The organism is Nonomuraea antri (genome assembly GCF_013283785.1).
In the GTDB taxonomy this organism is placed as follows: Bacteria; Actinomycetota; Actinomycetes; order Streptosporangiales; family Streptosporangiaceae; genus Nonomuraea; species Nonomuraea antri.
This window is the reverse complement of sequence record NZ_JABCPZ010000139.1, coordinates 1-22638: the sequence shown is the minus strand read 5'-3', so window position 1 is coordinate 22638 and position 22638 is coordinate 1. Positions and strand designations below refer to the sequence as shown.

21 protein-coding genes are annotated in these 22638 nt (G+C 69.9%); 13 read left to right on the top strand and 8 right to left on the bottom strand.

All coding sequences use genetic code 11. The annotated features are described in order from the left end of the window. Positions 1–43: 43 nt before the first annotated feature. The 3 genes from HII36_RS34840 to HII36_RS34830 all read left to right on the top strand — a co-directional run bounded on the left by HII36_RS34840 (position 44) and on the right by HII36_RS34830 (position 2450). Positions 44–655, top strand: coding sequence for a TetR/AcrR family transcriptional regulator (locus tag HII36_RS34840; RefSeq protein WP_173527569.1), 612 nt, complete (start codon positions 44–46; stop codon positions 653–655). Between the two features lie 53 nt (positions 656–708). Beyond that, a complete protein-coding gene (locus tag HII36_RS34835; RefSeq protein WP_328808019.1) occupies positions 709–1134 on the top strand; it encodes an acyl-CoA thioesterase in 426 nt (141 codons plus the stop codon). A 104-nt stretch (positions 1135–1238) separates the two neighbouring features. Next, positions 1239–2450, top strand: a complete 1212-nt coding sequence (locus HII36_RS34830) for an MFS transporter (protein WP_173527568.1) — start codon at positions 1239–1241, stop codon at positions 2448–2450. A 51-nt stretch (positions 2451–2501) separates the two neighbouring features. Here the strand turns inward: HII36_RS34830 and HII36_RS34825 are convergent, their stop codons facing one another. The 4 genes from HII36_RS34825 to HII36_RS34810 form a co-directional block, all read right to left on the bottom strand. Continuing rightward, positions 2502–4007 carry a glycoside hydrolase family 13 protein gene (locus HII36_RS34825; RefSeq protein WP_173527567.1) on the bottom strand — a complete coding sequence of 502 codons (1506 nt, stop codon included), beginning with the start codon at positions 4005–4007 and terminating at the stop codon, positions 2502–2504. 17 nt (positions 4008–4024) lie between these two features. Continuing rightward, positions 4025–4405 carry a globin gene (locus tag HII36_RS34820; protein WP_173527566.1) on the bottom strand — a complete coding sequence of 127 codons (381 nt, stop codon included), beginning with the start codon at positions 4403–4405 and terminating at the stop codon, positions 4025–4027. Between the two features lie 79 nt (positions 4406–4484). Then, on the bottom strand, positions 4485–5411 hold the full coding sequence (locus HII36_RS34815) for a mechanosensitive ion channel family protein (protein WP_328808018.1): 927 nt from the start codon (positions 5409–5411) through the stop codon (positions 4485–4487). 538 nt (positions 5412–5949) lie between these two features. Beyond that, positions 5950–6234, bottom strand: coding sequence for a hypothetical protein (locus HII36_RS34810; protein ID WP_173527565.1), 285 nt, complete (start codon positions 6232–6234; stop codon positions 5950–5952). A 450-nt stretch (positions 6235–6684) separates the two neighbouring features. Between HII36_RS34810 and HII36_RS34805 the strand changes: the two genes are divergently transcribed. The 5 genes from HII36_RS34805 to HII36_RS34785 all read left to right on the top strand — a co-directional run bounded on the left by HII36_RS34805 (position 6685) and on the right by HII36_RS34785 (position 12955). Further along, positions 6685–8061: a tetratricopeptide repeat protein gene (locus HII36_RS34805; protein WP_328808017.1), complete on the top strand. Its 1377-nt coding sequence runs from the start codon at positions 6685–6687 to the stop codon at positions 8059–8061. Next, positions 8058–8546, top strand: coding sequence for a GNAT family N-acetyltransferase (locus HII36_RS34800; protein WP_173527563.1), 489 nt, complete (start codon positions 8058–8060; stop codon positions 8544–8546). The genes HII36_RS34805 and HII36_RS34800 overlap by 4 nt, the downstream gene beginning before the upstream one ends. Positions 8547–9308: 762 nt before the next feature. Next, on the top strand, positions 9309–10571 hold the full coding sequence (locus HII36_RS34795) for a DMT family transporter (RefSeq protein ID WP_328808016.1): 1263 nt from the start codon (positions 9309–9311) through the stop codon (positions 10569–10571). 261 nt (positions 10572–10832) lie between these two features. Continuing rightward, on the top strand, positions 10833–12482 hold the full coding sequence (locus HII36_RS34790) for a tetratricopeptide repeat protein (RefSeq protein WP_328808015.1): 1650 nt from the start codon (positions 10833–10835) through the stop codon (positions 12480–12482). A gap of 20 nt (positions 12483–12502) precedes the next feature. Further along, positions 12503–12955: a hypothetical protein gene (locus tag HII36_RS34785; protein ID WP_173527561.1), complete on the top strand. Its 453-nt coding sequence runs from the start codon at positions 12503–12505 to the stop codon at positions 12953–12955. Between the two features lie 2 nt (positions 12956–12957). On the opposite strand, the gene HII36_RS34780 is transcribed toward HII36_RS34785, so the two are convergent. From HII36_RS34780 to HII36_RS34765, 4 genes are all read right to left on the bottom strand, one after another. Further along, positions 12958–13977, bottom strand: a complete 1020-nt coding sequence (locus HII36_RS34780; protein WP_173527560.1) for an ABC transporter ATP-binding protein — start codon at positions 13975–13977, stop codon at positions 12958–12960. Next, entirely contained in the window at positions 13974–14801 is an 828-nt protein-coding gene (locus HII36_RS34775; protein WP_173527559.1) for an ABC transporter permease, read from the bottom strand. Before HII36_RS34775 ends, HII36_RS34780 begins: the two co-directional genes overlap by 4 nt. Next, on the bottom strand, positions 14798–15601 hold the full coding sequence (locus HII36_RS34770) for an ABC transporter permease (protein WP_173527558.1): 804 nt from the start codon (positions 15599–15601) through the stop codon (positions 14798–14800). Before HII36_RS34770 ends, HII36_RS34775 begins: the two co-directional genes overlap by 4 nt. Positions 15602–15768: 167 nt before the next feature. Then, on the bottom strand, positions 15769–16860 hold the full coding sequence (locus HII36_RS34765) for an extracellular solute-binding protein (protein WP_173527557.1): 1092 nt from the start codon (positions 16858–16860) through the stop codon (positions 15769–15771). Positions 16861–17168: 308 nt separating this feature from the next. On the opposite strand from HII36_RS34765, the gene HII36_RS34760 reads away from it, so the two are divergent. The 5 genes from HII36_RS34760 (at position 17169) to HII36_RS34740 (ending at position 22466) form a co-directional block, all read left to right on the top strand. After that, the gene (locus HII36_RS34760) at positions 17169–18626 is read left to right on the top strand and encodes an aldehyde dehydrogenase family protein (RefSeq protein ID WP_173527556.1); all 1458 of its coding nucleotides are present in this window, start codon (positions 17169–17171) and stop codon (positions 18624–18626) included. Next, positions 18611–19507, top strand: coding sequence for a CoA transferase subunit A (locus HII36_RS34755; RefSeq protein WP_217370347.1), 897 nt, complete (start codon positions 18611–18613; stop codon positions 19505–19507). Before HII36_RS34760 ends, HII36_RS34755 begins: the two co-directional genes overlap by 16 nt. Next, positions 19504–20313, top strand: a complete 810-nt coding sequence (locus tag HII36_RS34750; protein WP_173527554.1) for a CoA-transferase subunit beta — start codon at positions 19504–19506, stop codon at positions 20311–20313. Before HII36_RS34755 ends, HII36_RS34750 begins: the two co-directional genes overlap by 4 nt. Further along, positions 20310–21149, top strand: coding sequence for a citrate/2-methylcitrate synthase (locus tag HII36_RS34745; protein WP_217370346.1), 840 nt, complete (start codon positions 20310–20312; stop codon positions 21147–21149). Before HII36_RS34750 ends, HII36_RS34745 begins: the two co-directional genes overlap by 4 nt. Before the next feature lie 165 nt (positions 21150–21314). After that, complete coding sequence (locus tag HII36_RS34740) at positions 21315–22466, top strand: pyridoxal phosphate-dependent aminotransferase (RefSeq protein ID WP_173527553.1); 1152 nt, start codon at positions 21315–21317, stop codon at positions 22464–22466. The last annotated feature ends 172 nt before the right edge of the window (positions 22467–22638 follow it).

The window sequence follows — 22638 nt, the reverse complement described above, 5'->3', positions numbered from 1 at the left end:
CTTTTAGAATTAGATTCTAGAATCCGGCGGTTACGATGGCCGTATGGCACGGAAGACCTCGTGGGAGTGGAGCCGTACGGCGCAGACCCGCAAGAGCATGCTAAGAGCCGCCCGCGAGGTCTTCAGCGAGCACGGCTTCGCCGATTCGAACGTCTCGGAGGTCGTGGCCCGGGCCGGATCCAGCGTCGGCAGCCTTTATCACCACTTCGGCGGCAAGACCGAGTTGTTCCTGGCGCTGTACGAGGACCACCAGGCGGCCCACGAGCAGGCGGCCTCCTCCAGCGTGGCGAGCGCCAGGAAATCCGGCGTGGACGATCCGGTCGAGCTGCTGATCGCCGGGGCGCGGGCGTACCTGGCGGGCGCGTGGGAGCGGCGTGACCTGGTCAGGCTGTTCATGGACGGCGACGGGCCGCCGGGGTTCGAGCTGATCAGGCGTACCAGGGGCCGGGAGTGGGTGCGGCAGAACGCGGTGCTGCTCGGCGCCGGGGCCGACCCGCTCGACCGGTTCACGGTCGCGGCGCTGACCAGCGTGATCGGCGAGGCGGCGCGGGAGGTCGCCACGTCCGACACCGAGGACGAGGCGACGGAGGTCGTCGAGGCCGCGATGAAGCTGATCCGCCGCCTCGACCCGCTCCGGGTGCTGGAGGAGGGCTGACCCCGGGCGGTCCCGGTGCTCGGCCGCGCGGCCGGGGCCGGTAGCGTTGCGGCGTGGTTGAACGATCCCTGGCGCAACGGCACGTCTTCCTGCGAATGGTGCGATTCGCGGACATCGACTCCCTAGGACATGTGAACAACGTCCGCTTCTTCGACTATCTGGAGGACGCCCGTTTCGCGATGCTCCACGTCGACCCGTACAAGGCGGGGGAGGAGCCGTTCAAGGACATGGTCGTGTCGCATCACGAGATCGACTACCGCCGGCCGCTCGGGTTCCGGGCCGAGCCGGTCCGGGTGGAGACCTGGGTGACGGAGATCCGTCCGGTGCGGTTCACGGTGGCGTACGAGATCCGTGACGACCAGGACCTGTACGTCACGGCGAAGTCGGTGATCGTCGCCTACGACGTGGAGCGGGGCGCGCCGCGCCGGCTCAGGCAGGACGAACTCGCCTACCTCGAACGCTTCACCGCCGAGGACTGAGCCGCCGTGGCCGGCCCGCTGGGTCGCCCGGTGAAGCCCCGGCTGGACCGTCGATCGGCTCGCTGGCTGGATCGCCGGGCGGGGTGTTCGTGAGACGGTGGTGGATGCTCGCGTTGGGCGTCAACGCGCACGCCAGCGTCACCTTGGGGCTGTTCGGCTTACCCCTCGTCATGCCGGACATCGAGCGATACTTCCAGGTCCCGCTGCCGGTGGCGGGAATCATGGCGAACGCGCCGGGCATCGGAGTCCTGTTCGCACTGGTGGCCTGGGGCGCGCTGGCCGACAGGCACGGCGAACGGCTGGTGCTGGGTGCGGGCGTCGGAGCGGCGGCCGTGCTGTTCGGCGCGGTCGCCCTGGCCGGCTCCTGGCTGGGGCCCGGCTCGGCGTGGGTGGTGGTCGTGCTGCTCGCCCTGGCCGGCGCGGCGGGCTCGGCGGCGATGGTGGGCGGCGGACGCATCGTGCTCGGCTGGTTCCAGCCGCCAGAGCGCGGCGTCGCCATGGGCCTGCGCCAGGTGTCCTACACGCTGGGCATGGCGATCGGGGCGTTCGCGTTGCCGCCGGTCTCGCGGGCGTACGGCATTCCCGGCGTGCTGGCGGTCTGCGCGGGGGTCAGTCTGGCCGCCGCGGTGCTGGCCGCGTCGTTCCTGGCCGAGCCGCCGCACGCGGTCCGCGGTGGCGGCGCGGCGCTCGCGGGCTCGCCGTACCGGCAGCCGCGGTTGTGGCGGGTGCACGCCACCAGCGCGCTGCACCAGGTGCCGCAGGTGGTGGTCCTCACGTACGGCGTCACCTGCCTGGTACGCGTCTACGGCTGGGACAGCGTGGCGGCCGGGCAACTGTTCGGGGTGGCGGCCATCGGCGGAGCGGCGGTCAGAATCGCGGTCGGCCGCTGGTCGGACCGTACCGGGCTGCGGATGCGGCCGCTGTGGCTGCTCACGTTCGGCACGCTGGCGGTCCTGGCGCTGCTGGTGGCGGGCACGCTCTCGCGGACCACGCTCGGCCCCGCGATGCTCGCCCTGGCCTCGGTGATGACGGTGGCAGGCAACGGGCTGGCCTACCTGGCGGCCGGGGAGCTGGCCGGTCCGGGCTGGGCCGGGCGGGTGCTCGGGACGCACAACACGATCCAGAACGTCGTCGCGCTGGTGACGACGCCGGTGGCCGGGGTGCTGATCACGCAGTCGGGGTTCGCGGCGGCGTTCGGGGTGGGGCTGGCCTGCGCGGTGATCTCGCTGCCCGTCCTGCCGTTACGCGGCGAGCGCAACGCCAACGGCAGGACGAGCGGGCCCGACACCAACGGCAGGACAGGAGACGACGGGTAGGCCGGGCGGGCGTGCTCTCAAGGGGGCACGCCCGCCCGTGCCGGTTCCAGGTCAACCCGCGTGCAGCCAGACCGCCGAGTCCGGCGGCAGCAGCCCGTCCGTGAGCGGTCCGCTGGCCAGCAGCACGTTGTCGTGCGCGGGCAGCCGTACCGCCTCGGTCCCGCAGTTGATGGCGCAGATCAGCGACCCGCGCGCGAAGAAAAGCGCACCCTCGGGGGAATCCAGCCACTCCAGGGTGTAAGGAATCACTCCTGCCAGTTCCCTGCGGCAGGCCAGCGCCTGGCGGTAGAACTCCAGGGTCGAGCCGGGATGGCCGTCCTGGCTCGCCACGCTGAGCGCCGCGAACTCCTCGGGCTGCGGCAGCCACGGCCGAACCCCGTCGGGGGAGAACCCCAGCGAATCTCCCTCGGACGACCAGGGCAGCGGCACCCGGCACCCGTCACGCCCGGGCAGCTTGCCCTCGGACTGGAAGAAGACCGGGTCCTGCCTGGCCTCCGGCGGAAGATCCGTGACCTCGGGGAGCCCGAGTTCCTCACCCTGGTAGAGATAGGCCGACCCGGGCAGCGCCAGCATGGCGAGCAGCGCGGCTTTCGCCCGCATCAGTCCCGTTCCCGGGTCGGAGACCTCGTAGCGGGTGCGGTGGCGTACGACGTCGTGGTTGGACAGCACCCAGGTGGCGAACGGCACGGTGGCCAGCGTTTCGTCGATGACCTTCTTGAACGCCGTCGGCGACCACGGCGCCTGCAGCCAGGCGAAGTTGAAGCTCTGGTGCAGCTCGTCCGGACGGACGTAGAGCGCGAGGTCGGCGCTGCTGTCGGTCCACACCTCGCCGACCGCCATGCGCCGGCCCGGGTAGGTGTCGAGCAGCTTGCGCCAGTTGCGGTAGACCTCGTGCACCTCGGGCTGCCCCCAGACCGGCGAGGCCGCCTTGAACGACTGATCCTTGACGTCGGGCAGCCCCTCCGCCTTGTACAGGCCCATCGCCACGTCGATGCGGAAGCCGTCGACGCCCCGGTCCAGCCAGAACTTCAGGATGTCCAGGAACTCCTGGTGCACCTCCGGGTTGCGCCAGTTGAAGTCGGGCTGCTCCGGGGCGAACAGGTGCAGGTACCACTGGCCGTCGGGCACCTGGGTCCAGGCCGGGCCGCTGAAGGTGGACTGCCAGTTGTTCGGCTGGTCGGCGAACATGTAGCGGTCCCGGCGCTCCCCGCGCAACGCCTCCTGGAACCAGGGATGAGCCGAGGACGAGTGGTTCGGCACGATGTCGACCAGCACCTTGAGCCCGTGCTGGTGCGCGTCGTGGATGAGCGTCTCGAAGTCGGCCAGCGTGCCGAACAGCGGATCGACGCCGCGGTAGTCGGCCACGTCGTATCCGCCGTCGGCCATGGGGGAGGGGTAGAACGGCGTCAGCCAGACGGCGTCGACGCCCAGCCGCCGCAAGTACGGCAGACGCTCGCGCACACCGACCAGATCGCCGACGCCGTCTCCTGAGGCGTCGGCGAAGCTGCGAACGTAGATCTCGTAGACGACGGCATCACGCCACCAGGGGATTTCCATGTGGCGTGTCATGCCCGTTATGTGGGTGAGTTCACCAGGCTGTGGGCCGCGTAGACGAGATAGTCCCAGAGCCGGGTGGCATGTTCCTCCGGCAGATCGAGCGAGTCGACCGCGTCACGCATGTGCCGCAGCCAGGCGTCGCGCTCCGGCTCGCCGATCGTGAACGGCACGTGCCGCATGCGCAGCCGCGGATGGCCGCGTTCCTGGCTGTAGGTGTTGGGGCCGCCCCAGTATTGGATCAGGAAACCCCGCAGCCGGTCTTCCGCCCCGGTGAGGTCTTCCTCGGGGTAGAGCGGGCGTAGCAACGGGTCTTCCGCGACCCCCTCGTAGAAGCGGTGCACGAGGCGCCGGAAGGTCTCCTCGCCCCCGACGGCGTCGTAGAAGGAGGTCTCAGTCACCTGCACAGCCTACCGGGGGCCGGCTGACGCGGCCCCCGGCAGGTGGCGATCTACGTGGTCCGTGCGGTCTACGCGCGCTCTACGCGGCGGCCACCAGTGCGATGCCCGCGGCGTCGAGCGCGGACTTGACCCGCAGCCGCAGCTCGCGGGCCACTTCGGCCTGCTTGGCCGGCAGCGTCTTGACCGTGATGCGGAACACCAGCCTGCTGTCGGACAGCTGCTCGACGCCGAACACGTCCGGCTTCTCCACGATCACGCTCTCCCGCAGCTCGGTGTCCTCCCACAGGTCCTCGGCGACCTGCTGCAGCACGGTGCGGACGGCCGCGATGTCGGCGTCGTAGGCGACCGGGACGTCGAGATAGGCCCGCGACCAGCCCTGCGACTCGTTGCCGACCCTGGTGATCGTGCCGTTGCGCACGTACCAGACCCGGCCGTCCACGTCACGCAGCCGAGTTATACGGAGAGTAACCGCCTCGACCGTGCCCACGGCCGCGCCCGCGTCGATCACGTCGCCGACGCCGTACTGGTCCTCGAGCAGCATGAACATGCCCGCGATGAAGTCCTTGACGAGTTCCTGGGCGCCGAAGCCGATGGCCACGCCGAGGATGCCGACGCTGGTCAGCAGCGGCGCGATGGGAATCGTCAGCCGGTCGAGCACGGTCAGCACCGCGGTGCCGAGGATGACGATGGAGGCGACGTGCTTGAGCACCGAGCCCATGGTCTCCGCGCGCTGCTTGCGGCGCTCGTGCAGGAGGGCGTCGATGCCGTCGGTCGCGGCGCCCTTGCGGAACCTGGAGGTGAGCGAGCCGCCGGTGGCGGCGCGGTTCACGATCCTGGTGATCAGCCGATGGGCGATCTTACGCAGGGCGAACGCGAGAACCAGGATCAGGATGATGGTGATCAGACTGGCCGCCCAGGGGGCCCAGGTCGCGTTTTTGAACCAGCCGGCGAGCGTGGAGCAGATCAGCGTGTCGTCGCTGCAGATCTTCGACAGCTCCTGGCTCACTTGGTCGGGACTGGGCAGCCCAGGTGAGTTCGACGATGACGCCAGCAGGAACACTGGGCGGATCCCCCTCCGGAAGCGGTTCGGTCGGTGGTCTTTTGGATTGATATCGCTCCAAAATACCGCCGACCGAACCGGCCGCCGTCACATCACGCCGGGGAAGACGGGGTCGCCAGGGCTCTGGGCCGCGGAGGGAGAGACCTGACGCTCCGATGACGGACGGCTCGGTACGGGACACACACCCGGAAGCATGTCCCGTGCCGTTTCCGGGGGGATTTCCCCCTGCACCCGCCGGACTCGCCGGCGAGCGGTCTGTGGCGGGTACGGCTCCTGGAGCCGTACCCGATGCGCCGTGCGGGCCGCGTTCAGTGCTGTACGAAAAGCGCGGGAAGCCGCACCGGTCGTGAAAAGGGAACCGGCGGGGTGACCAGGGGTTCTGGCTACAGAAACCCCTCCGCACCAATCACCCCGCCGGCCCCGCGAGGCCGCCGTGGGTCGCGGTGAGCCGCGGTGGCTGCGCTCCACCCGGTTCACCGCGAGGTCACTCTCCCACCGCGGCGAGCACGCGTGCGACCTTCGTCGCCGCACCAGCCGGGTCGTCGGCGGTGTGCATCCGCTCTCCCCAGGACCAGCAGTACCACCAGTCCGGCAGATCAGAGGCTGCTGTCGGCCGACAGGTGACGTTCTCGGACAGACTCGTCGCCTGCGGGTTGATCACCCGTACGAACATCCGTCCGCTCTGGGTCTGGACCACTCGTGCGAGCATCCCGCGAGCGCCGAGTTCGGATACCAGGCGTTGCAAGTGCCCGAAGTTGTCGTCCCCCACCTTTCGTCCTCCCTAAGAATCGCTGCTGGTTGGCCCAAGATGACTCATGTCGGCGCGGGGCGCAACGAGGGGTGCATGCTCACAGGGAGTCGCTTCTCACTCATGGGTTGTAAGAAACAGTCCTCGGGAGGACGATCCTTAACCGTAGGCTTGAAGAGCGCGTTTGCAAGCGGCCGTCAATGGTTCATAGTCATGGGTAGGCGCACAGCAACTTGACGGCTACTCTGAGTCACTAGTTGCAGACCGGTCGAGACGTGTCTGAGAGGGGCCGGAATGTCCGGCAGACAGCACAGGGAAACGGAGATAGCCCGGAAGATCCGGGCTCAGGGCCTGGCCACCGGGCGCAGCTCCGCTCAGATAGCCGAAGAGATCCACGAGGCGTGCACACCGCAGTTCAACACGACTCGCATCAAGGCACACCGCCTTGCCCACGGGATCGCTCTGGCCGACGTGATCGAACAGGTGAGAGCCCTGTTCGATCATGACAGCAAGGCCGTGCCGGGCATCGGCGAGACGCTGTTGTCGGCGTACGAGAGCGGGCTGAAACGGCCGGGCCCCGAATACCTGCACTACCTGTGCATCGTGTACCGGGTGGAGCCGGCCGCGCTCGGCTTCGACGGCCCGTGCATCTGCGGCCGCGGCCACCGGGTGACCGTCGTCACGCAGGGCGAGTACCCGATCGGCGGCTGCCCGTACGACCACGAGCTCAAGCTCTCACCCAACATCCCCGAGCCGGAGGTCCAGGAGGACGAGAACGTGCTCCGGCGGACCCTGTTAAATCTGCTGAACAAGGACTCGGGCACGGCGAACAAGCTGGACGCGCCCATCCTCGGCGCCAGCGAGGGCATTAGGCGCCGGATGGACGAGACGCTCGTCTCCGCCACCGTGTCGGCCGCGATGCTCGACCAGTGGGAGGAGGCGACGATCGCCTTCGGGCGCCAGTACGCCACCACTCCGCCGCTCCGGTTGCTGTGCGACGTGCTGCTCGAACTGAGCGCCGTACGCACCGCCATGTCCCGTCGTCAGCCGATCGACCTCCAGGAACGGCTGTGCCGGATGGCCGCCCAGTTGTCCGGGCTGAGCGGCATGATCATGATCAATCTGGGTGACCACCGGCTCGCCAGGTCCTTCTTCCGCACCGGGCGCACCGCCGCCGACGAAACCGGCGACCGCGCGCTGCGTGCCTGGGTCACCGCACGCGAATCGCTCGTCCCCCTCTATTACGGAGACGCGCGCGAAGCGCTCAACCTGGCCAAGAAGAGCCGCGACCTGGCCGGCGCCACCCCGTGTGCCGCGCAGGCCATGGCCCCGGTCGTCGAGGCGCGCGCGCTGGCCATGCTGTCGGGGACCGACAGCAAGAAGGAGGTCGTCGACCAGGCCAAGCGCGCCCTGGCCAAGGCCAGGAGCGCCTTCTCCAACCTGAAGGACCACGAGCAGGACGACCTGGCCTTCGGCTACACCGAGAAACAGCTCTACTTCTACCAGGGCGACGTGCTCACCAAGCTCGGCCAGACCATCGACGCCGAGGTCGTACTCGATCAGGCGCTGCAGAAGTACGAAGACCACATTCTCGACCAGACGCTGATCAGGCTGGACCAGGCCCAGTGCCGCCTCATCGACGGCGAGCCCGGCGAGGCGCTGAACATCGCCACCAAGGCGCTGTCGCTCCTCGGCGAGGAGTTCCGCACCGACTTCATCATGAGACCCGCACTCCAGCTCGAACAGCAGATCATGAAACTCGATCCGAACCACCCCGGGCTGGACGCCTACCGCGCCGTGCTGCGCCGCCCGAAGGCGGTTGACGTGGAAGGGATTGGCGGTGCATGAAACTGAAGATCCGGCGCTATCGCTGGTCTGACCTCGACACCATCCTCGCGCTCCACCAGGTCTGCCTGGCGGAGGTGGGCATCGTGCCCGGCGACGGTGTCTACTACGACGACGATTTCCCCCGTATCCAGGAGATCTACCTGGCCTGCGGGGGCGACTTCCTGGTGGGCGAGCTGGACTCGCGGGTGATCGCGATGGGCGGGCTGAAACCCATCGACACCGAGACGGCCGAGGTCTGCCGGCTGCGGGTGCACCCGGCGTTCCAGCGGCGCGGGTACGGCGCGGCCATGCTCTCGGCGCTGGAGTCGCGCGCGGTCGAACTCGGATTCCACAGCGTGCGCGGCGACACCACGCTCAACCAGGAGGCGGCGCTGGCTCTGTACGAGCAGCAGGGGTGGCGGGAGCTGTCGCGGCGGCAGGTGGGCGAACTGGTCGTCATCTATGGCGAGAAACGACTGGTCCCTTCGGCGGTACTCGAACTCTGACCCGCCGAGTTGCTATGGCGGCGAACGCCTGAGAGCCGCACACCGGACGGGTCCCGCGCCATCGGGCTGCGCGCAAAGCGGGCATCCCGGCGTTGTTCTCGGTTCAGCCGCGGGCGGTGATCCCGCGGCGCAGACCGGCCCGTTCCGGTCGATCGCCGACGGGCCTGCAGCAGGCCCCATCTGATCACCGATGCCACCGGCTTCCCCTGGCACTCATCCCGACCGGCGCCAACCGGAACGCCGTCAGCCAGTGTTGCCGGCCGTGAGCACAGCTCCGGCCCCCGGCACACCGCGGCGCGAGCCTTTGCCTTCCGCGCCCCTTCCGTCGCTTGCGCATCCGCTGGGAAGCTCGCGCCGGTACCCATGAGGCCTTCCTCAAGCTCGCCTGCGCGCCCATCTGTCGGCGGCGTCTCACTTCATCGCGTCAGCCGCTCTCAGGGCGTCCAGGGAGGGGAAGGCGTTCGGGCGGCGGTACGGTCCTGGCCCGCCCCCGTCGGCCTTCGTGCGCGGACTGGGCTATCGGGGTGGGACGTGAGGCATTTTCAGGTTTGGGTGGGTAGATGGCGCGGGTCGCGCCGGTTTCCGGTTGCCGGCGCGGGTCCCGTTAGTGCTGTGCCAGGTGTGACGTCTCGGGCACTCAGCGTCTCACCGGACCTGCTCGGATAGGGATGTACAGACCTGCGGGTGAGGCTCTTCACTCCGAGTGGAAGAGGAGCATCACCGGCTGCTGGCTGTACACCGTCGGCTGCGAATAGTAGTGGCATGCTTCCTGTCATGGCAGTCGTGCCCGCTCCCCGACCCCTCATGGGAGCCGTGCTTCTGTTGTTCGTCAGCGCCGCTTGGGGGTCGGCGTTCCCGCTGATGAAAGATCTCATCCTGCGCTTACCTGTCGACGATCTGCTCGCCGAGCGCTACACACTCGCCGCGGTGACGCTGTTCCTCATCCGGCCGCGATGCCTTCGGGGGCTGCCGCGGTCGACGTGGATCAACGGGGTGCTGCTGGGTGTCATGTTCGGGATCGGGCAGAGCGCCCAGGCCGTGGCACTCGACAGCCTGCCGTCGGCGGTGTCGGGGTTCGCGGTCGGGTGCAGCGTCGTGATCACGCCGATCCTGGCGCTGGTGCTCTACCGGATCCGCGTGCCACCCCGGGTGTGGGTGGGCGTGGTGCTGGCGCTGGCCGGCATGACCGCGTTCACGCTGATGCGCGGGGTGGAGGACGAGGAGATCTCGCTGCTCGCGCTCGGGGTGACGCTCTCGGCCGCGGCCCTGTACTCGGGGCACACGCTCATGTTGGCGCGGCTGTCCAGGCAGGGTATGCGGTTCGACGCGTACGCGCTGACCGTGATCCAGCTGCTCACCATCGGGGTGCTGACCGGGGTGGTGGCCGCCCGCGACGGGTTCATGCTGCCGGCCGTGCTGCCCGACTGGGCGGTGCTGGCGCATCTGGCGGTCGTCTCGTGCGCGCTGGGCTTCCTGGCCCGCTCGTACGGTCAGGCGCACGTGCCCGCGGTGCCCAGCGCGGTGCTGATGTCCACGCAGCCGGTGTGGGTGGCGGCCATCGCGGTGATCTGGTTCCACGAGCAGGTGGGCTGGAGCATGGTGGTGGGCGGCGGGCTGATGGGCGCCGCGATGCTGCTGGCCGTGCCGAGCGGGGGCGCCTCGCCGCCGCGCGAGACGTCGCCGAACCGGGATCTGCTGGCCATCTCGCGCAGGGCCGCCGGGGTGCTGGCCGATCTGCGGGTCAAGCGGGTCGATCCGCTCAAGCCCGACGGGAAGGCGACGCCGTTCATCGCGAAGACCGCGTGCGAGAACGCGGACGGCTGCCCGTGGAACGGGCACAAGGGAGATCGGGAGCCGAGCCTGGAGCGCCTGATCGAGCGCGCGACGCGGATCGTCCGGGCCAAGAACCTGCCGGGGCCGGGCTGCTGCCAGTCCGTCACGCTGCTGGGACGCTGCCTGTGTGCGCTGATGGAGGAATCCGGACGGACGAAACGATCGACTTTGCCCCGCTGGTTTCGCTCCTAATTGGCCACATACCTCAACCGAATATCAAGAAGTATCTCTCCAATAGTCACTCACTTATTCACCATAAATCTTGCTATTCGCTGGGGTGTCCTAATAATGGAGAATTAAACCCCACGTGGAGAGGTACATCATGAAGCGCATCGTCGTCCGCAAGCCTGGTACCGCAAGGCTCGCCGGGACCTCCAGCGTCATTCACAAGGGGTGACTGAGGAGAGGTCCCACCTCAGAGTCCTGGGCGAACCACCTGCCCATTGGGGGGCCGTGCGGCTGCTGATGCCGATGATCGACGGGCATCGGCGACCGCACGGCCCCTACACCGTGGCCGCCACGCTGCTGCGCCGGCTGGTCCCCCAGGTGCTCGACCACGCCGCCGACCTGGTCGCGGCGCACGACATCGAGATCCTGGCGGCCGCGCCCGACCTGGCGAAACTGGTGACCGCCCGGCGGGCCGGGATCTCGGCGTCGCTGAGCGAGGACGAACGCATCCTGGTGCCCGCGCCCCGGCGGACGCTCCGGCTCGCCAACGGGCTGGCGGAGTTCGTCCGGGCGGCCGTGGAACCGGGCGGCACGCTGGCCGTGTGCAACGCCGCCGCCGCCGACCCCACCGACACCGAGTTCCTGACCGTGCTGATGCGCCGGATCCCGGCGGACGTCCTGGCCGTCAGGCTCTACTCCGACGGCCCGGAGCCGCCGCCCGAGACGCGTACCCCCGAGGAGTTGTGGGCGGCCGTCGACCGCTGCATGAGCGAGGGCTTCCTGCACGCCACGATCGAGCTGGGCGAGCAGGGCCTGGCGAGCACCGAGCCGGGCGGCGCGCTGTGGTGGCGCTTCGCCCAGCGCACCGCGACCGCGCTGGGCGCGCTGGGCCGCGGGCGCGAGGCCCGCGCGCTGTGGCACCTGGCCCGCCGCTCCAGCCAGGACCCCGTGGTGCACGCCGCCAGCGCGTACGGCACCGCGATGCTCGACGCCCGCCACTCCGACCCCGCCCAGCGCGACCTGGGCCGGGCCCGCGGCTGGCTCAACGCGGCCATCGCCATCTCCACCCTGCTGCCCGATCCGTTGGAACGTGCCTTCAAGCTCGGATTCGACCGCAACGGCCTGGCCCTGGTCGAGTTACGCGAAGGCGACCCCATGGCGGCGCTCGGCCTGGTCGAGTCGGCCATGGAACTGGCCGCGGAGCTCGGCGACAGGCATCCGCTGCACCGGATGGTGCTGCTGGCCAACCGCGGCCAGCTCCTGGCCGCGCTCGGCCGCACCAAGGAGGCGCTGGACGACTACGCGGCGGCCATCGCGATCGATCCGCTGTTCCCCGACTACTACCTGGAACGCGGCAATCTGCACTACCGGCTGGGCCGGCACGACGACGCGCTGGCCGACTACGAGCGGGCCCTGCGGGTGGGCCCGCCGCTGCCCGAGGCGTACTACAACCGGTCGGAGCTGCGCACGGTGCGCGGGGACGTCGACGGCGCGCTGGCCGACCTGGGGCACGTGATCGAGCTGGATCCGGCCTACCTGGACGCCTACATCAACCGGGCCGGGCTGCTGGCCGCGCTGGAACGGGACGAGGAGGCCAGGGCCGACGTCACGGCCGGGCTGGCGCTGGCGCCCGGCTCGCCGTACCTGCTGGCGATCCTGGGTCAGCTCGACACGGCGGCGGGCAACCACGCCGAGGCGCGGCGGGCACTCGACCTGGCCGTCGACTACGCGCCCGGGCTGGCCGCGGCCTGGGGCAACCGGGGCGTGCTCCGCTTCACCGTCGGCGACGTGGAGGGTGCGGTGGCGGACCTGACCAGGGCCATCGAGCTCGACCCCCAGCCCGATCTCCACGCCAACCGGGCGGTGGCGCTGCGCGCGCTCGGCCGGGCCGCCGAGGCCGCCGCCGACGAGGAGCGGGCGGCGCAGGGGCCCTGAGCTGGTGGGATCATTGCCGCATGGCGCGGCGAATGGGGCGAGCGGCTGCCGTTTACGCGGCATTGGGTGTGTTGTGGTGGGCCACCGTCCGGCTGGTGTGGTCGGCGGCGGGCTGCGCCGACTGGGGGTGCCTGGTGCCGTCGGTCGGGGCGCTGGCGGCGGTCACGCTGGTGCTGCTGGCCGGGGCCGCGCCCGTGCTCGACCGGGTGGACGTGCGTCCCGGCCGGTGGGCGGCCCTGGTGGCGGCCGGGGCGCTGGTGGCGTTCGCGGTGGCCGGGCAGGCGCTGCCGTCCTGGACCGCCCGGGCCGCTCACGCGGTGACCGCCGGGCTGGCCTTCGCCGTGGCCGGGGCGGTGGCCGCGTACGTCACCGGGCCGGGCGCGACCAGGAGGCGGCGGGTGCTGACGGCGCTCGGGCTGGCCGGCCTGGTGCCGGTCGCGTTCGTGTACGCCTCCGTGCGCTCCGGGCTCTGAGCTCAGGCCGGGAAGACCTGGACGTGGTCGGCGGCCACGCGCAGGCGTACCTCGTCGCCGGGTGACAGACCGGCGGCGGCCCGCGACGGCAGGTCGGCGAAGATGACCGATTCGCCGGCCTTGGCGTAGACCCGGGTGGTCGCGCCGAGGAACACGGTGACGTCCACCACGGCCTTCGCGCCGGCGCCGTCCGCGGACAGTTCCACGTCCTCCGGGCGGAACATGGCCAGCACCCGCTCGGCCGGGGCCGCCACGTCGAACGCGCCGCCCGCGGTGACCCGGCCGCCGACCGCCTGGAGTTCCAGGGTGTTGCGGTTGCCCACGAACCCGGCGGCGAACCTGGTCGACGGCGCGGTGTAGATCTCGGACGGCGGAGCGCACTGCTCGATGTCGCCGGCGTTCATCACCGCCACCCGGTCGGAGATCGCCAGCGCCTCGGCCTGGTCGTGGGTGACGAAGACGGTGGTGATGCCGATCTGGTGCTGGATGCGGCGTACCTCGTCGCGCAGGCGGTGGCGTACCTGGGCGTCCAGGGCGGACAGCGGCTCGTCGAGCAGCAGCACCTCCGGGCGCGGCGAGAGCGCGCGGGCCAGCGCGACGCGTTGCTGCTGGCCGCCGGAGAGCTGGTTCGGCAGCCGGTCGCCGAGCTGTTCCAGGCCGACCAGGTCGAGCATCTCGTCCACGCGGGACCTGATCTCGTCCTTGGGGGTCTTGCGCACGGTCAGCGGGAAGGCGATGTTGCCGCGTACGGTGAGGTTCGGGAACAGCGCGTACGACTGGAAGACCATCCCGATCGGCCGCTTGCGCACCGGTACGCCGGTCATGTCCGCGCCGCCGATGGTCAGCCGGCCGCCGTCGAACTCGGTCAGCCCGGCGATGCAGCGCAGCAACGTGGTCTTGCCGCAGCCGGACGGGCCGAGCAGGGCCAGCATCTCGCCCTGCGCCACGCTGACGCTGACGCCGTTCAGCGCGGTGTGCCCGGCGTAGCGCTTGGTGATGCGATCGAGTACGACATGGCTCATGACGTGGTGCCCTTCTGGACCGGAGCGGTGTTGGCCATGGACGCGCTGACCCGGCCGCGGCCGAGCCACACGACCAGCGCGGACAGCGCGAACAGCAGGCCGAAGGTGAAGACGGTGACGACGGCGAGCGCGTTCGGGTCGCCGAGCGTGCGGGAGACGAACTGCCTGGCCGACCAGAGCGGCAGCGTCTCGTAGCTGACCCCGACCAGGATCTTGGCCAGCGCGAACTCGTTCATGGCGGTGGCGATGACCAGCAGCGACCCGGACACGACGCCGCCGCGGATGGCCGGGAGGATCACCTTGACCAGCGTCTGCAGCGGGTTCGCGCCGCAGGTGGCCGCGGCCTCGCTGAGCCGCACCGCGCCCGCGGCCAGCAGCGAGCTCTCCACCGCGCGGTACATGAACGGGAACGAGATCGCCGCCGTCGAGGCCGCCAGCAGCCAGAACGTGCCGAACAGCTGCGGCGCCACCTGCTTGGTGACGAGCTGGATGCCGGCGCCCACGACCACCCACGGGATGGCGAACGGGATCACCGCGATCGTCTGCACGATCGAGCCGATGCGCGGGTTGCGCACCACCGCCCAGTACGCGGCCGGCACGACCAGCACGATCTCGATCGCCACGACCACCGCGGACAACACCAGCGAGCGCACCAGCGCCGAGGCCACGTCCGCGTCGGTGACCAGCTTGGCCCAATGTTCGAGGGTGTAGCCGTCGGGCAGCGGGGTGTCGGTCCAGCGGGTGGCGAGCGCGTACAGCAGCGAGGCGAGCAGCGGCAGGCCGAAGTAGACGGCCAGCAGGGCGAGCAGGACGCGTCTGGTCACAGCCACCTCGCCGCGCGCTTGAGCGAGAGCCGGTACAGCACGGTCGCGCCGACGGCCAGGAGCATCAGCAGCACCGACAACACCGCCGCCCGGCCCAGGCCGAACACCGACGACTCCAGCGTGGTGCCGATCTGCAGGGTGATCAGCCTCATCGCGTCGGGGGACGAGGCCACCGCGTAGGCGACCGCGTACACGCCGATCGTCCAGGTGAAGACCAGCAACCAGCCCGCCACCACGAACGGCGACAACACCGGGATGCCGACGTGACGCCAGAACTGCCACCGGGTGGCGTGGCAGACCGCGGCGGCCTCCTGCCAGTCGTCCTTGAGCACGCTCAGCGCGGGCAGTGTGAGCAGCACGAACATCGGGATGTTGAAGTACAGGTAGACCAGGTTCATGCCGTTGAATGAGCCGGTGGAGGGGAACGGGTTGTCCTCGATGCCGAACAGCCCCTTGAGCATGAGCGTGAGCATGCCGGTCGAGCCGATCAGCGCGACGAATCCGAAGGCCAGGCCGATGCCGGCGAAGTTGGCGGCCACGTTCATCAGTGACAGCCAGAACGCCCGGCCGCCCAGCCGCATCCGGCTGATCAGCCAGGCCGTCGGCGCGCCGATCGCGGTGGCCAGCGTGGCCTGCACGAACCCGAGCGCCAGCGACCCGGCGATGGCCTGGCGGTCCACCGGGTTCTCGGCGACCTTGACGATGTGCTCGAAGCCGTAGCCGCCGCCGGGCAGCGCGAACGTGTCGTGCACGAGCTGGAACGCCGGGAGCACCAGCATCGCGAGTGTGAACAGCAGCAACGGCAGTGCCGGTCCCCAGTGGAGGAAAAACCTGCCCAGGGCGGAGGTCCTTTTCACTGGGGAGGTGTTCGTTACCTCTGGGGTGGGTGTTTCTCGTCCTGGGGGAGGAGCCGGGGACGGCGGGGAGATGGTTCCCCCCGCCGTCACGGGTTCCGGTGCCTGAGGCGTCACGCGAGAACCTTCGCCTCCCAGTCGGCGACGATCTGCTCAGGGTTGATCTTGGTGATCTCGATCTCCTTGACCGCGGCGTACGACTCCTCGGGCAGCCAGTTCGCCTTGGCCTCGGCGGGGAGTTGGAGGTCGCCGTTCAGCGCGCGGATGGGCCGGGCGCCGAACTTGGCGAACAGGGTCTGGGCCTCGTCGGTGAGCACGTACTCGAGGAAGCCCTTGAGGAAGTCGCCCTTGGCGCTGTTGTACTTGTTGATCATCAGGCCGGAGGGGGCCCAGATCGAGCCGTCCGAGGGGATGATCACCTCGACGTTGACGTTCTTCGCCTTCAGCGCGGCCTTCTGGGCCAATCCGTTGAAGTCGTAGTTGATCTGGATCGGGGCCTCGCCCTTCTCCAGCATCTCCTCGCTCATCTTGGCCTGGCTGAGGTTGCCGGCCGTCTTGAGCTTCTTGAAGAAGTCGTAGGCGGGGGCGAGGTCGTCGACCGAGCCGCCGTTGGCCACCGCGGCGGCGACCACCATGGCCTGGCCGGTGCCGGACGACGTGGGCGCCTTGATGGCGATCATGCCCTTGTACTCGGGCTTGAGCAGGTCCTGCCAGCTCTTGGGCGGGTTGGTGACCTTGTCGGTGTTCACCACGAAGGCCGGCGCGCCGACGAACGTGGCGACCCAGCCGCCCTTGCCCTTCTGCCAGTCCTTGAGCTTGCCCGCCGACGGCGGCAGGTACTCGGGCACCACGCCCTTGGCCTCGGCGATCGGGCCCCACATGAGGCCGATGTCGCTGGCGGTGCCGATCGGGTTGTCCTTCTCGGCGTCGAACTTGACGATCTCCTCCGAGGAGGACATGTCGGTGTCCTCGTGGGCGCAGGTGCCCTGGTGCTTGGCGCAGAAGGCCTTGACGACCTCGCCGTAGTTCGCCCAGTCGGGTGCGAGTCCGTACGTGGGCAGGTTCTTGCCCTGTTCGGCGATCTTGCTGGTGTCCGGTGCGGCCTTCCAGTCGTAGTCACCCGCGGCGCCGGCCTGGCTGCCGCACGCGGTGAGGACGAGCAGGGACGACGCGGCCACGGCGATCCCTATGCGGTGCTTAGTCATCTATAGACCCTTCTGGGAGTTTTCGCACCGAACGCTGACTTATGTCGGATATTGAAATCCGACTAAGGCTCCACGGGGGTGTAGCGGGCCGGTGAATTCGAGGTGAACTCGCCGGCCGCGGTGAGCAGGCCGTTTCCGGCATGTCTAGTGCAGGGGTCCGGCGTGGCCAACCAGCCATTTGTCTATCGCCGCCATAGGCAGAGCCGTATAGCGCCTGTCTATCGAGGGCATCGGCCTTATCCCCCTTGTCCGGAACGTCCCGGCCAATGAGGCTTTGCCGTACTGGAACCTGACCGGAAAGGAACCCGATGGCGCCGATCCCGAGTCGCTACCTGCTCAATCACATCGGCGGCGAATGGCGTGCCCCCGAGAGCGGGCAGACCCGGCCGAACATCAACCCCGGCGACCTCTCCGACCACATCGGGGACTTCGCCGAGTCCGGTGGAGCGGACGTGGAGCTGGCCGTCGAGGCCGCGGCCGCGGCGATGCCGGAGTGGAAGGCGCTCGGGCCGATCAAGCGTGCCGAGTATCTGCGGGCCGCCGAGCGCCTCATCGAGGAGCGGGCCGAGGACTTCGCCCAGGCGATCACCCGCGAGCAGGGCAAGCTGATCAAGGAGGCGCGCGGCGAGGTCAAGCGCGCGCTGGCCATCCTCGACTTCACCGCGGGCGAGGGCCGCAGGCTCAAGGGCGAGACGCTGCCCGCCGAGGAGCCCCGCACGTTCTCCTACACCTTCCGCGCGCCGATCGGCGTGGTCGGGCTGGTCACGCCGTGGAACTTCCCGCTGGCCATCCCGATGTGGAAGGTGGCCCCGGCGCTGCTGGCCGGCTGCGGCGCGGTGCTCAAGCCGTCGCCGTTCACGCCGCTGACCTCGGCGCTGCTGGTGGAGGCGTTCGTGGACGCGGGCGTCCCGGCCGGGGTGCTCAACCTGGTGCAGGGCGACATCGCGGCGGGCGAGGCGCTGGTCTCGCACCCGCGCGTGGCCGGGATCAGCTTCACCGGCTCGCTGCCCGTGGGCCTGTCCATCCACCAGGCCGGCGCGCCGCGGCTGCTGCGCACGCAGCTCGAGCTCGGCGGCAAGAACGCCGTGCTGGTGCTCGCCGACGCCGACCTGGACAAGGCGGTCAAGGCCACCGTGTTCGGCGCGTTCGGCCAGTCGGGCCAGCGCTGCAGCGCCACCTCGCGGGTGATCGTCGACCGCGCGGTCAAGGACGAGTTCCTGGCGCGCCTGGTCGCCGAGGTGGGCAGGCTCAAGGTGGGCAACGGCCTGACCGAGGACGCCACCATCGGCCCCGTCGTGAACGAGGCCCGCATGCGAGCCTGCCTGGACGCGGTCAAGGCGGCCCAGGAGTCCGGCGCCAAGGTCGCCATCGGCGGCGAACGGCACCTCGAAGGCGTGCCCGAGGGCTGCTACGTCCAGCCGACCGTGCTGAGCGACGTGCCGTGGGACAGCGAGATCGCCCAGGAGGAGATCTTCGGCCCGGTGCTGTCCGTGGTCGACTGCGACGGCTTCGACGACGCCATGCGCATCTCGAACTCCGTCAAGTACGGCATGAGCGGCACCATCTTCACCCAGGACCCGGCCACCATCTTCGAGGCGCTCGACCGGTTCGAGGCGGGCATGCTGCACGTCAACCGGCCGGGCGTGGGCGCCTACGCGCACCTGCCGCACATGGGCGCCAAGCTGTCGCAGTTCGGCCCGCCCGAGTGTTCGCCGCAGGTCTGGGACTTCTACACCGAGTGGCGGTCGGCGTGCATAAGCTACTGACCGCCGCCGAGGCCGTCACCCGGTACGTCACCCCGGGCGCGGTCGTCGGCATGGGCGGGCAGAACATCAACCGCTGCCCGATGGCGCTGGTCCACGAGGTGATCAGGCAGGGCATCGGCGGGCTGACCGTGGTCGGCTGCAACCTGTCGCTGCCGCTGGACATGCTGGTGGCGTCCGGGCTGGTGGCGCGGACCGAGCAGGGCACCGGGAACCTCGAACGCTACGGCACGCTGTTCGCCTGGCGGCGGGCCGTCGAGCGGGGCGAGGTCAGCGTGGGCGACCACTCGCACCTGGCGATGGCCACGCGGTTCGCGGCCGGCGCGATCGGGGTGCCGTTCCTGCCGACGCGCAGCCTGCTGGGCACCGACCTGCTGGACGACCTGGTCTCGGCCGGGGTGGCGGTGGTGTCCGCCGACCCGTGGGCCGGGAAGCCGGTGGTGCTGCTGCGGTCGATGACGCCGGACGTGGCGGTCATTCACGCCAACCGAGCCGACACCTCCGGAAATATCGTGATCGAGGGGGTTACCTCCCACGAGGTGGACATGGTCAGGGCCGCCAAGGTCACGATCGTGTCCGCCGAGGAGGTGCTGCCCGCCGGGGCGTTCGCCGACCGGCCCGAGCAGGTCACGATCCCCGAGGCGTACGTGAGCGCGGTGGTCGAGCAGCCGTTCGGCGCGTTCCCGACCTCCGTCTACCGCGAGTACGACTTCGCCGAGTCGGAGATCAAGGAATACCAGGCGCTGGGCCGCAGCGGCGACGAGGCGCTGCGCGAATGGATCGGCGCGAACCTGGGCGCGTCGTTCGACGACTACCTCAAGGCCCGCGACGCCTCAGGGCTGCTGCGCGACGGGCTGGTCGAGCGGATGGGGAGACTGGTATGAGCGCGGACGGCGCGCTTCCGCGTGAACTGCCGGTGGTCGAGGGCGCGCTTCCGCGCGAGCTGCTGGTGGTGGAGGGCGCGCGGCAGATCCGCGACGGTGACCTGGTCATCGTCGGCACCGGGCTGCCGCTGCTGGCCGCGACGCTGGCGCAGAAGACCCACGCGCCCGAGGCCAAGCTGGTCATCGAGTCGGGCGTGATGTTCCCCAAGGTCGTGCCGACGCCGGTGTCCGTGGTCGATCCGCGGCTGATGCACGGCGCGGCCAGGCACGGGTCGCTGTTCGAGGCGCTGGGCGGGCTGGTGCAGCGCGGACTCGTCAGGACCGGGTTCCTCGGCGGGGCCCAGGTGGACGAGTACGCCAACATCAACTCCACCTGGGTGCCCAGGTCCGACGGGTCGCAGGTGCGGTTGCCGGGCAGCGGCGGGGCGAACGACATCGCCAGTCATTGCGCGCAGGTCGTGATCCTGACAAATCACGAAAAACGGCGCTTTCCTGACCGATGTGACTACATCACCAGCCCGGGGTTCCTGGGCGGGCCGGGGGAGCGGGCCAAGGCCGGACTCGGGCCGTTGCGCGTCAAGGTCATCACCGACCTGTGCGTGATGGAGGCCGAGGACTCGGCTCTCACCGTCACGGCGCTGATGCCGGGGGCGACCGTGGACGCCGTGCTGGAGAACACCGGCTTCACCCCGAAATTTCGCGACTCGTTGGACACCGTCGTGCCGCCGGAACCGGAGGAGCTCCGCCTGCTCCGCGAGGAGATCGACCCGGCGTGCGTGTACTTCCCTGAAAGGAAACCCCGTTGACCAGCACCGAGTTGACCAGCACCGAGAAGAAGCCGTTCGCGTGGGAGACGGCGATCGCGTGGAAGAACAAGGACCGCATCGTCGTCCGCGGCTACGACGTCAACGAGCTGACCGGCAACATCTCCTTCGCCGAGCACTTCCACCTGGTGCTCAAGGGTGAGCTCCCGACGCCCGAGGTCGGCAGGATGACCGACGCGATCATGGTGAACATGGCTGAGCACGCCATGTCGCCTTCGTCGGCCACCGTCCGCTTCGCCACCTCCGGCGGGGCCGAGCTCAACTCGGCCGTCGCGGCGGGCGTGGCCGGCATCGGACGTCTGCACGGCACCGCCGACCGTCCGGCCGAGATGTTCATCGGCGTGGGGCGGCGGGCCGAGCGTGACGGGCTCACCGACGAGGAGGCCGCCGCCAAGATCGTGGCCGAGATGCGCGAACGGCGCGAGCGCATGCCCGGATTCCACCACGCCCAGCACATCCGCGACCCGCGCACGGTGCGGCTGATGGAACTGTCGGACCAGCTCGGCGTCACCGGCAGGTACGTCAGGATCGCCCGGGCCATGGAGGACGCCACCGAGGACGTCTTCGGCCGCCGCGTCTGGATCAACGGGCCAGGCGCGATGGGCTGCATCGGGCTGGACATGGGCTACGAGCCGCTGCAGCTCAAGGCGCTGTTCATCGTGTGCAGGTCGTTGTCGCTGTGCGCGCACTCGATCGAGGAGATGACGCGGGAGAAGGGGTGGCGCGCGTCGAGCAACTCGGACATGGTGCAGCCGCTGGACCTGTCGATGCAGGGCCCGGACAACTACGACGGCCCCGCCGACCGCACCCTCACCTGAGTCTCGGTGCGCCCTTGGGGGCGGCCTTCGTGGGGTGGCCCGTGAGTCCGGCGGGCCACCTTTTCGCGTCTTGACGGTCTTCTGGTGTCTTGACAGCCCGGCATGCCGATAGGACGGTGGAAGCTCAGCGCGTTCCGTATACGGAACAACCGGAGGTGTCCCCCCATGCGGCCGAACTCTCGCTTCGCCCACGTCCAGCCGTTCGACATCGACAGGGTCGCCGCCGCGGCCGGCGCCGACCCCGACGTCCTGCGCATGGAGAACCTCGACACCGACGTCCCGCCCCCGCGAGTCGCCGTCGAGGCCACCGTCCGCTCGCTCGCCGAGGGGACCGGCAACAGCTGGCTGCCGTTCACCGGCCTGCCCGCGTTGTGCCAGGCGGTCGCCGCCGACCTGAAGACGCGTACCGGCCACGACTACGACCCGCTGCGCCAGGTCGTCATCACCTCGGGCGGCACCTCGGCGGTCATGCCCGTGCTGCTGGCCACCACCGAGCCCGGCGACCCGGTCGTGCTCACCGACCCGACGTACGCGGGCCTGCTCCAGCGGGTACGCCTGTCCGGCGCGCGGCCCGACCTGGTGCCGTTGCGCGTGTCCGGCGGCTACTGGCGGCTGGACCGTGAAGCACTCGGCCGGGTGCGCTCAGCCGCCGCGTTCCTGCTCATGAGCCCGTCGATGCCGGCGGGCGTCGTCCTCGACCTGGACGACTGGCGCGCGGTGGCCGAGGCGTGCGAGCGCACCGGTGCGTACCTGATCTACGACGCCGCGATGGAACGCATCGTCTACGACGGCCACCCCCGCATCAACCCCTGCCAGGTGGACGGCCTCGCCGAACGCACGATCATCATCGGCTCGGTGTCGAAGGAATACCGCATGATCGGCTGGCGTATCGGCTGGATCGCCGGGCCGCCCGACATCATGTCCCGGATCATGGTGGCGGTGATCTACAACACCACCGTGGCCAGCGGTTTCCACCAGCACGGCGCCGCCGCCGCACTCACCGACCCGGCCGGTGGGGGCGTGCCTGAGGCGGTCGCGGAGTACCAGGCCCGGCACGACATGGTGATCAGCCAGCTCGACGGGCTGCCGGTGGTGCGGGCCGGGGGTGGCTGGTCGTGCCTGGTGGACGCCGAGGCCATGAGCCTGACGGCGCCGGACCTGTCGGCTCGGCTGCTGGAACGCGGCCGGATCGCCGCCACCCCGATGACGGCATGGGGCGAGTCGGTCGCCAGGCGATATGTCCGCCTCGTCTACAGCAACGAACCCGTCTCACGCCTCCAGGACCTCCGCACCCGCTTCAACACCGCCCTGGAGTAACCCGGGGGATGGGGGCATCGGCGGACGGGTTCCACCGGGGAACCGCAGCGGGATTCGTCGCATTGGAGGAACCGGAACGGGACATGCCGCGTGGTGGTCCCATGGGAGGAACAGGAACGGGGCTTCCTTCGGGGCGTCCCGATCGGGGAGCCGGGGTGGGGATGTCCTGCGG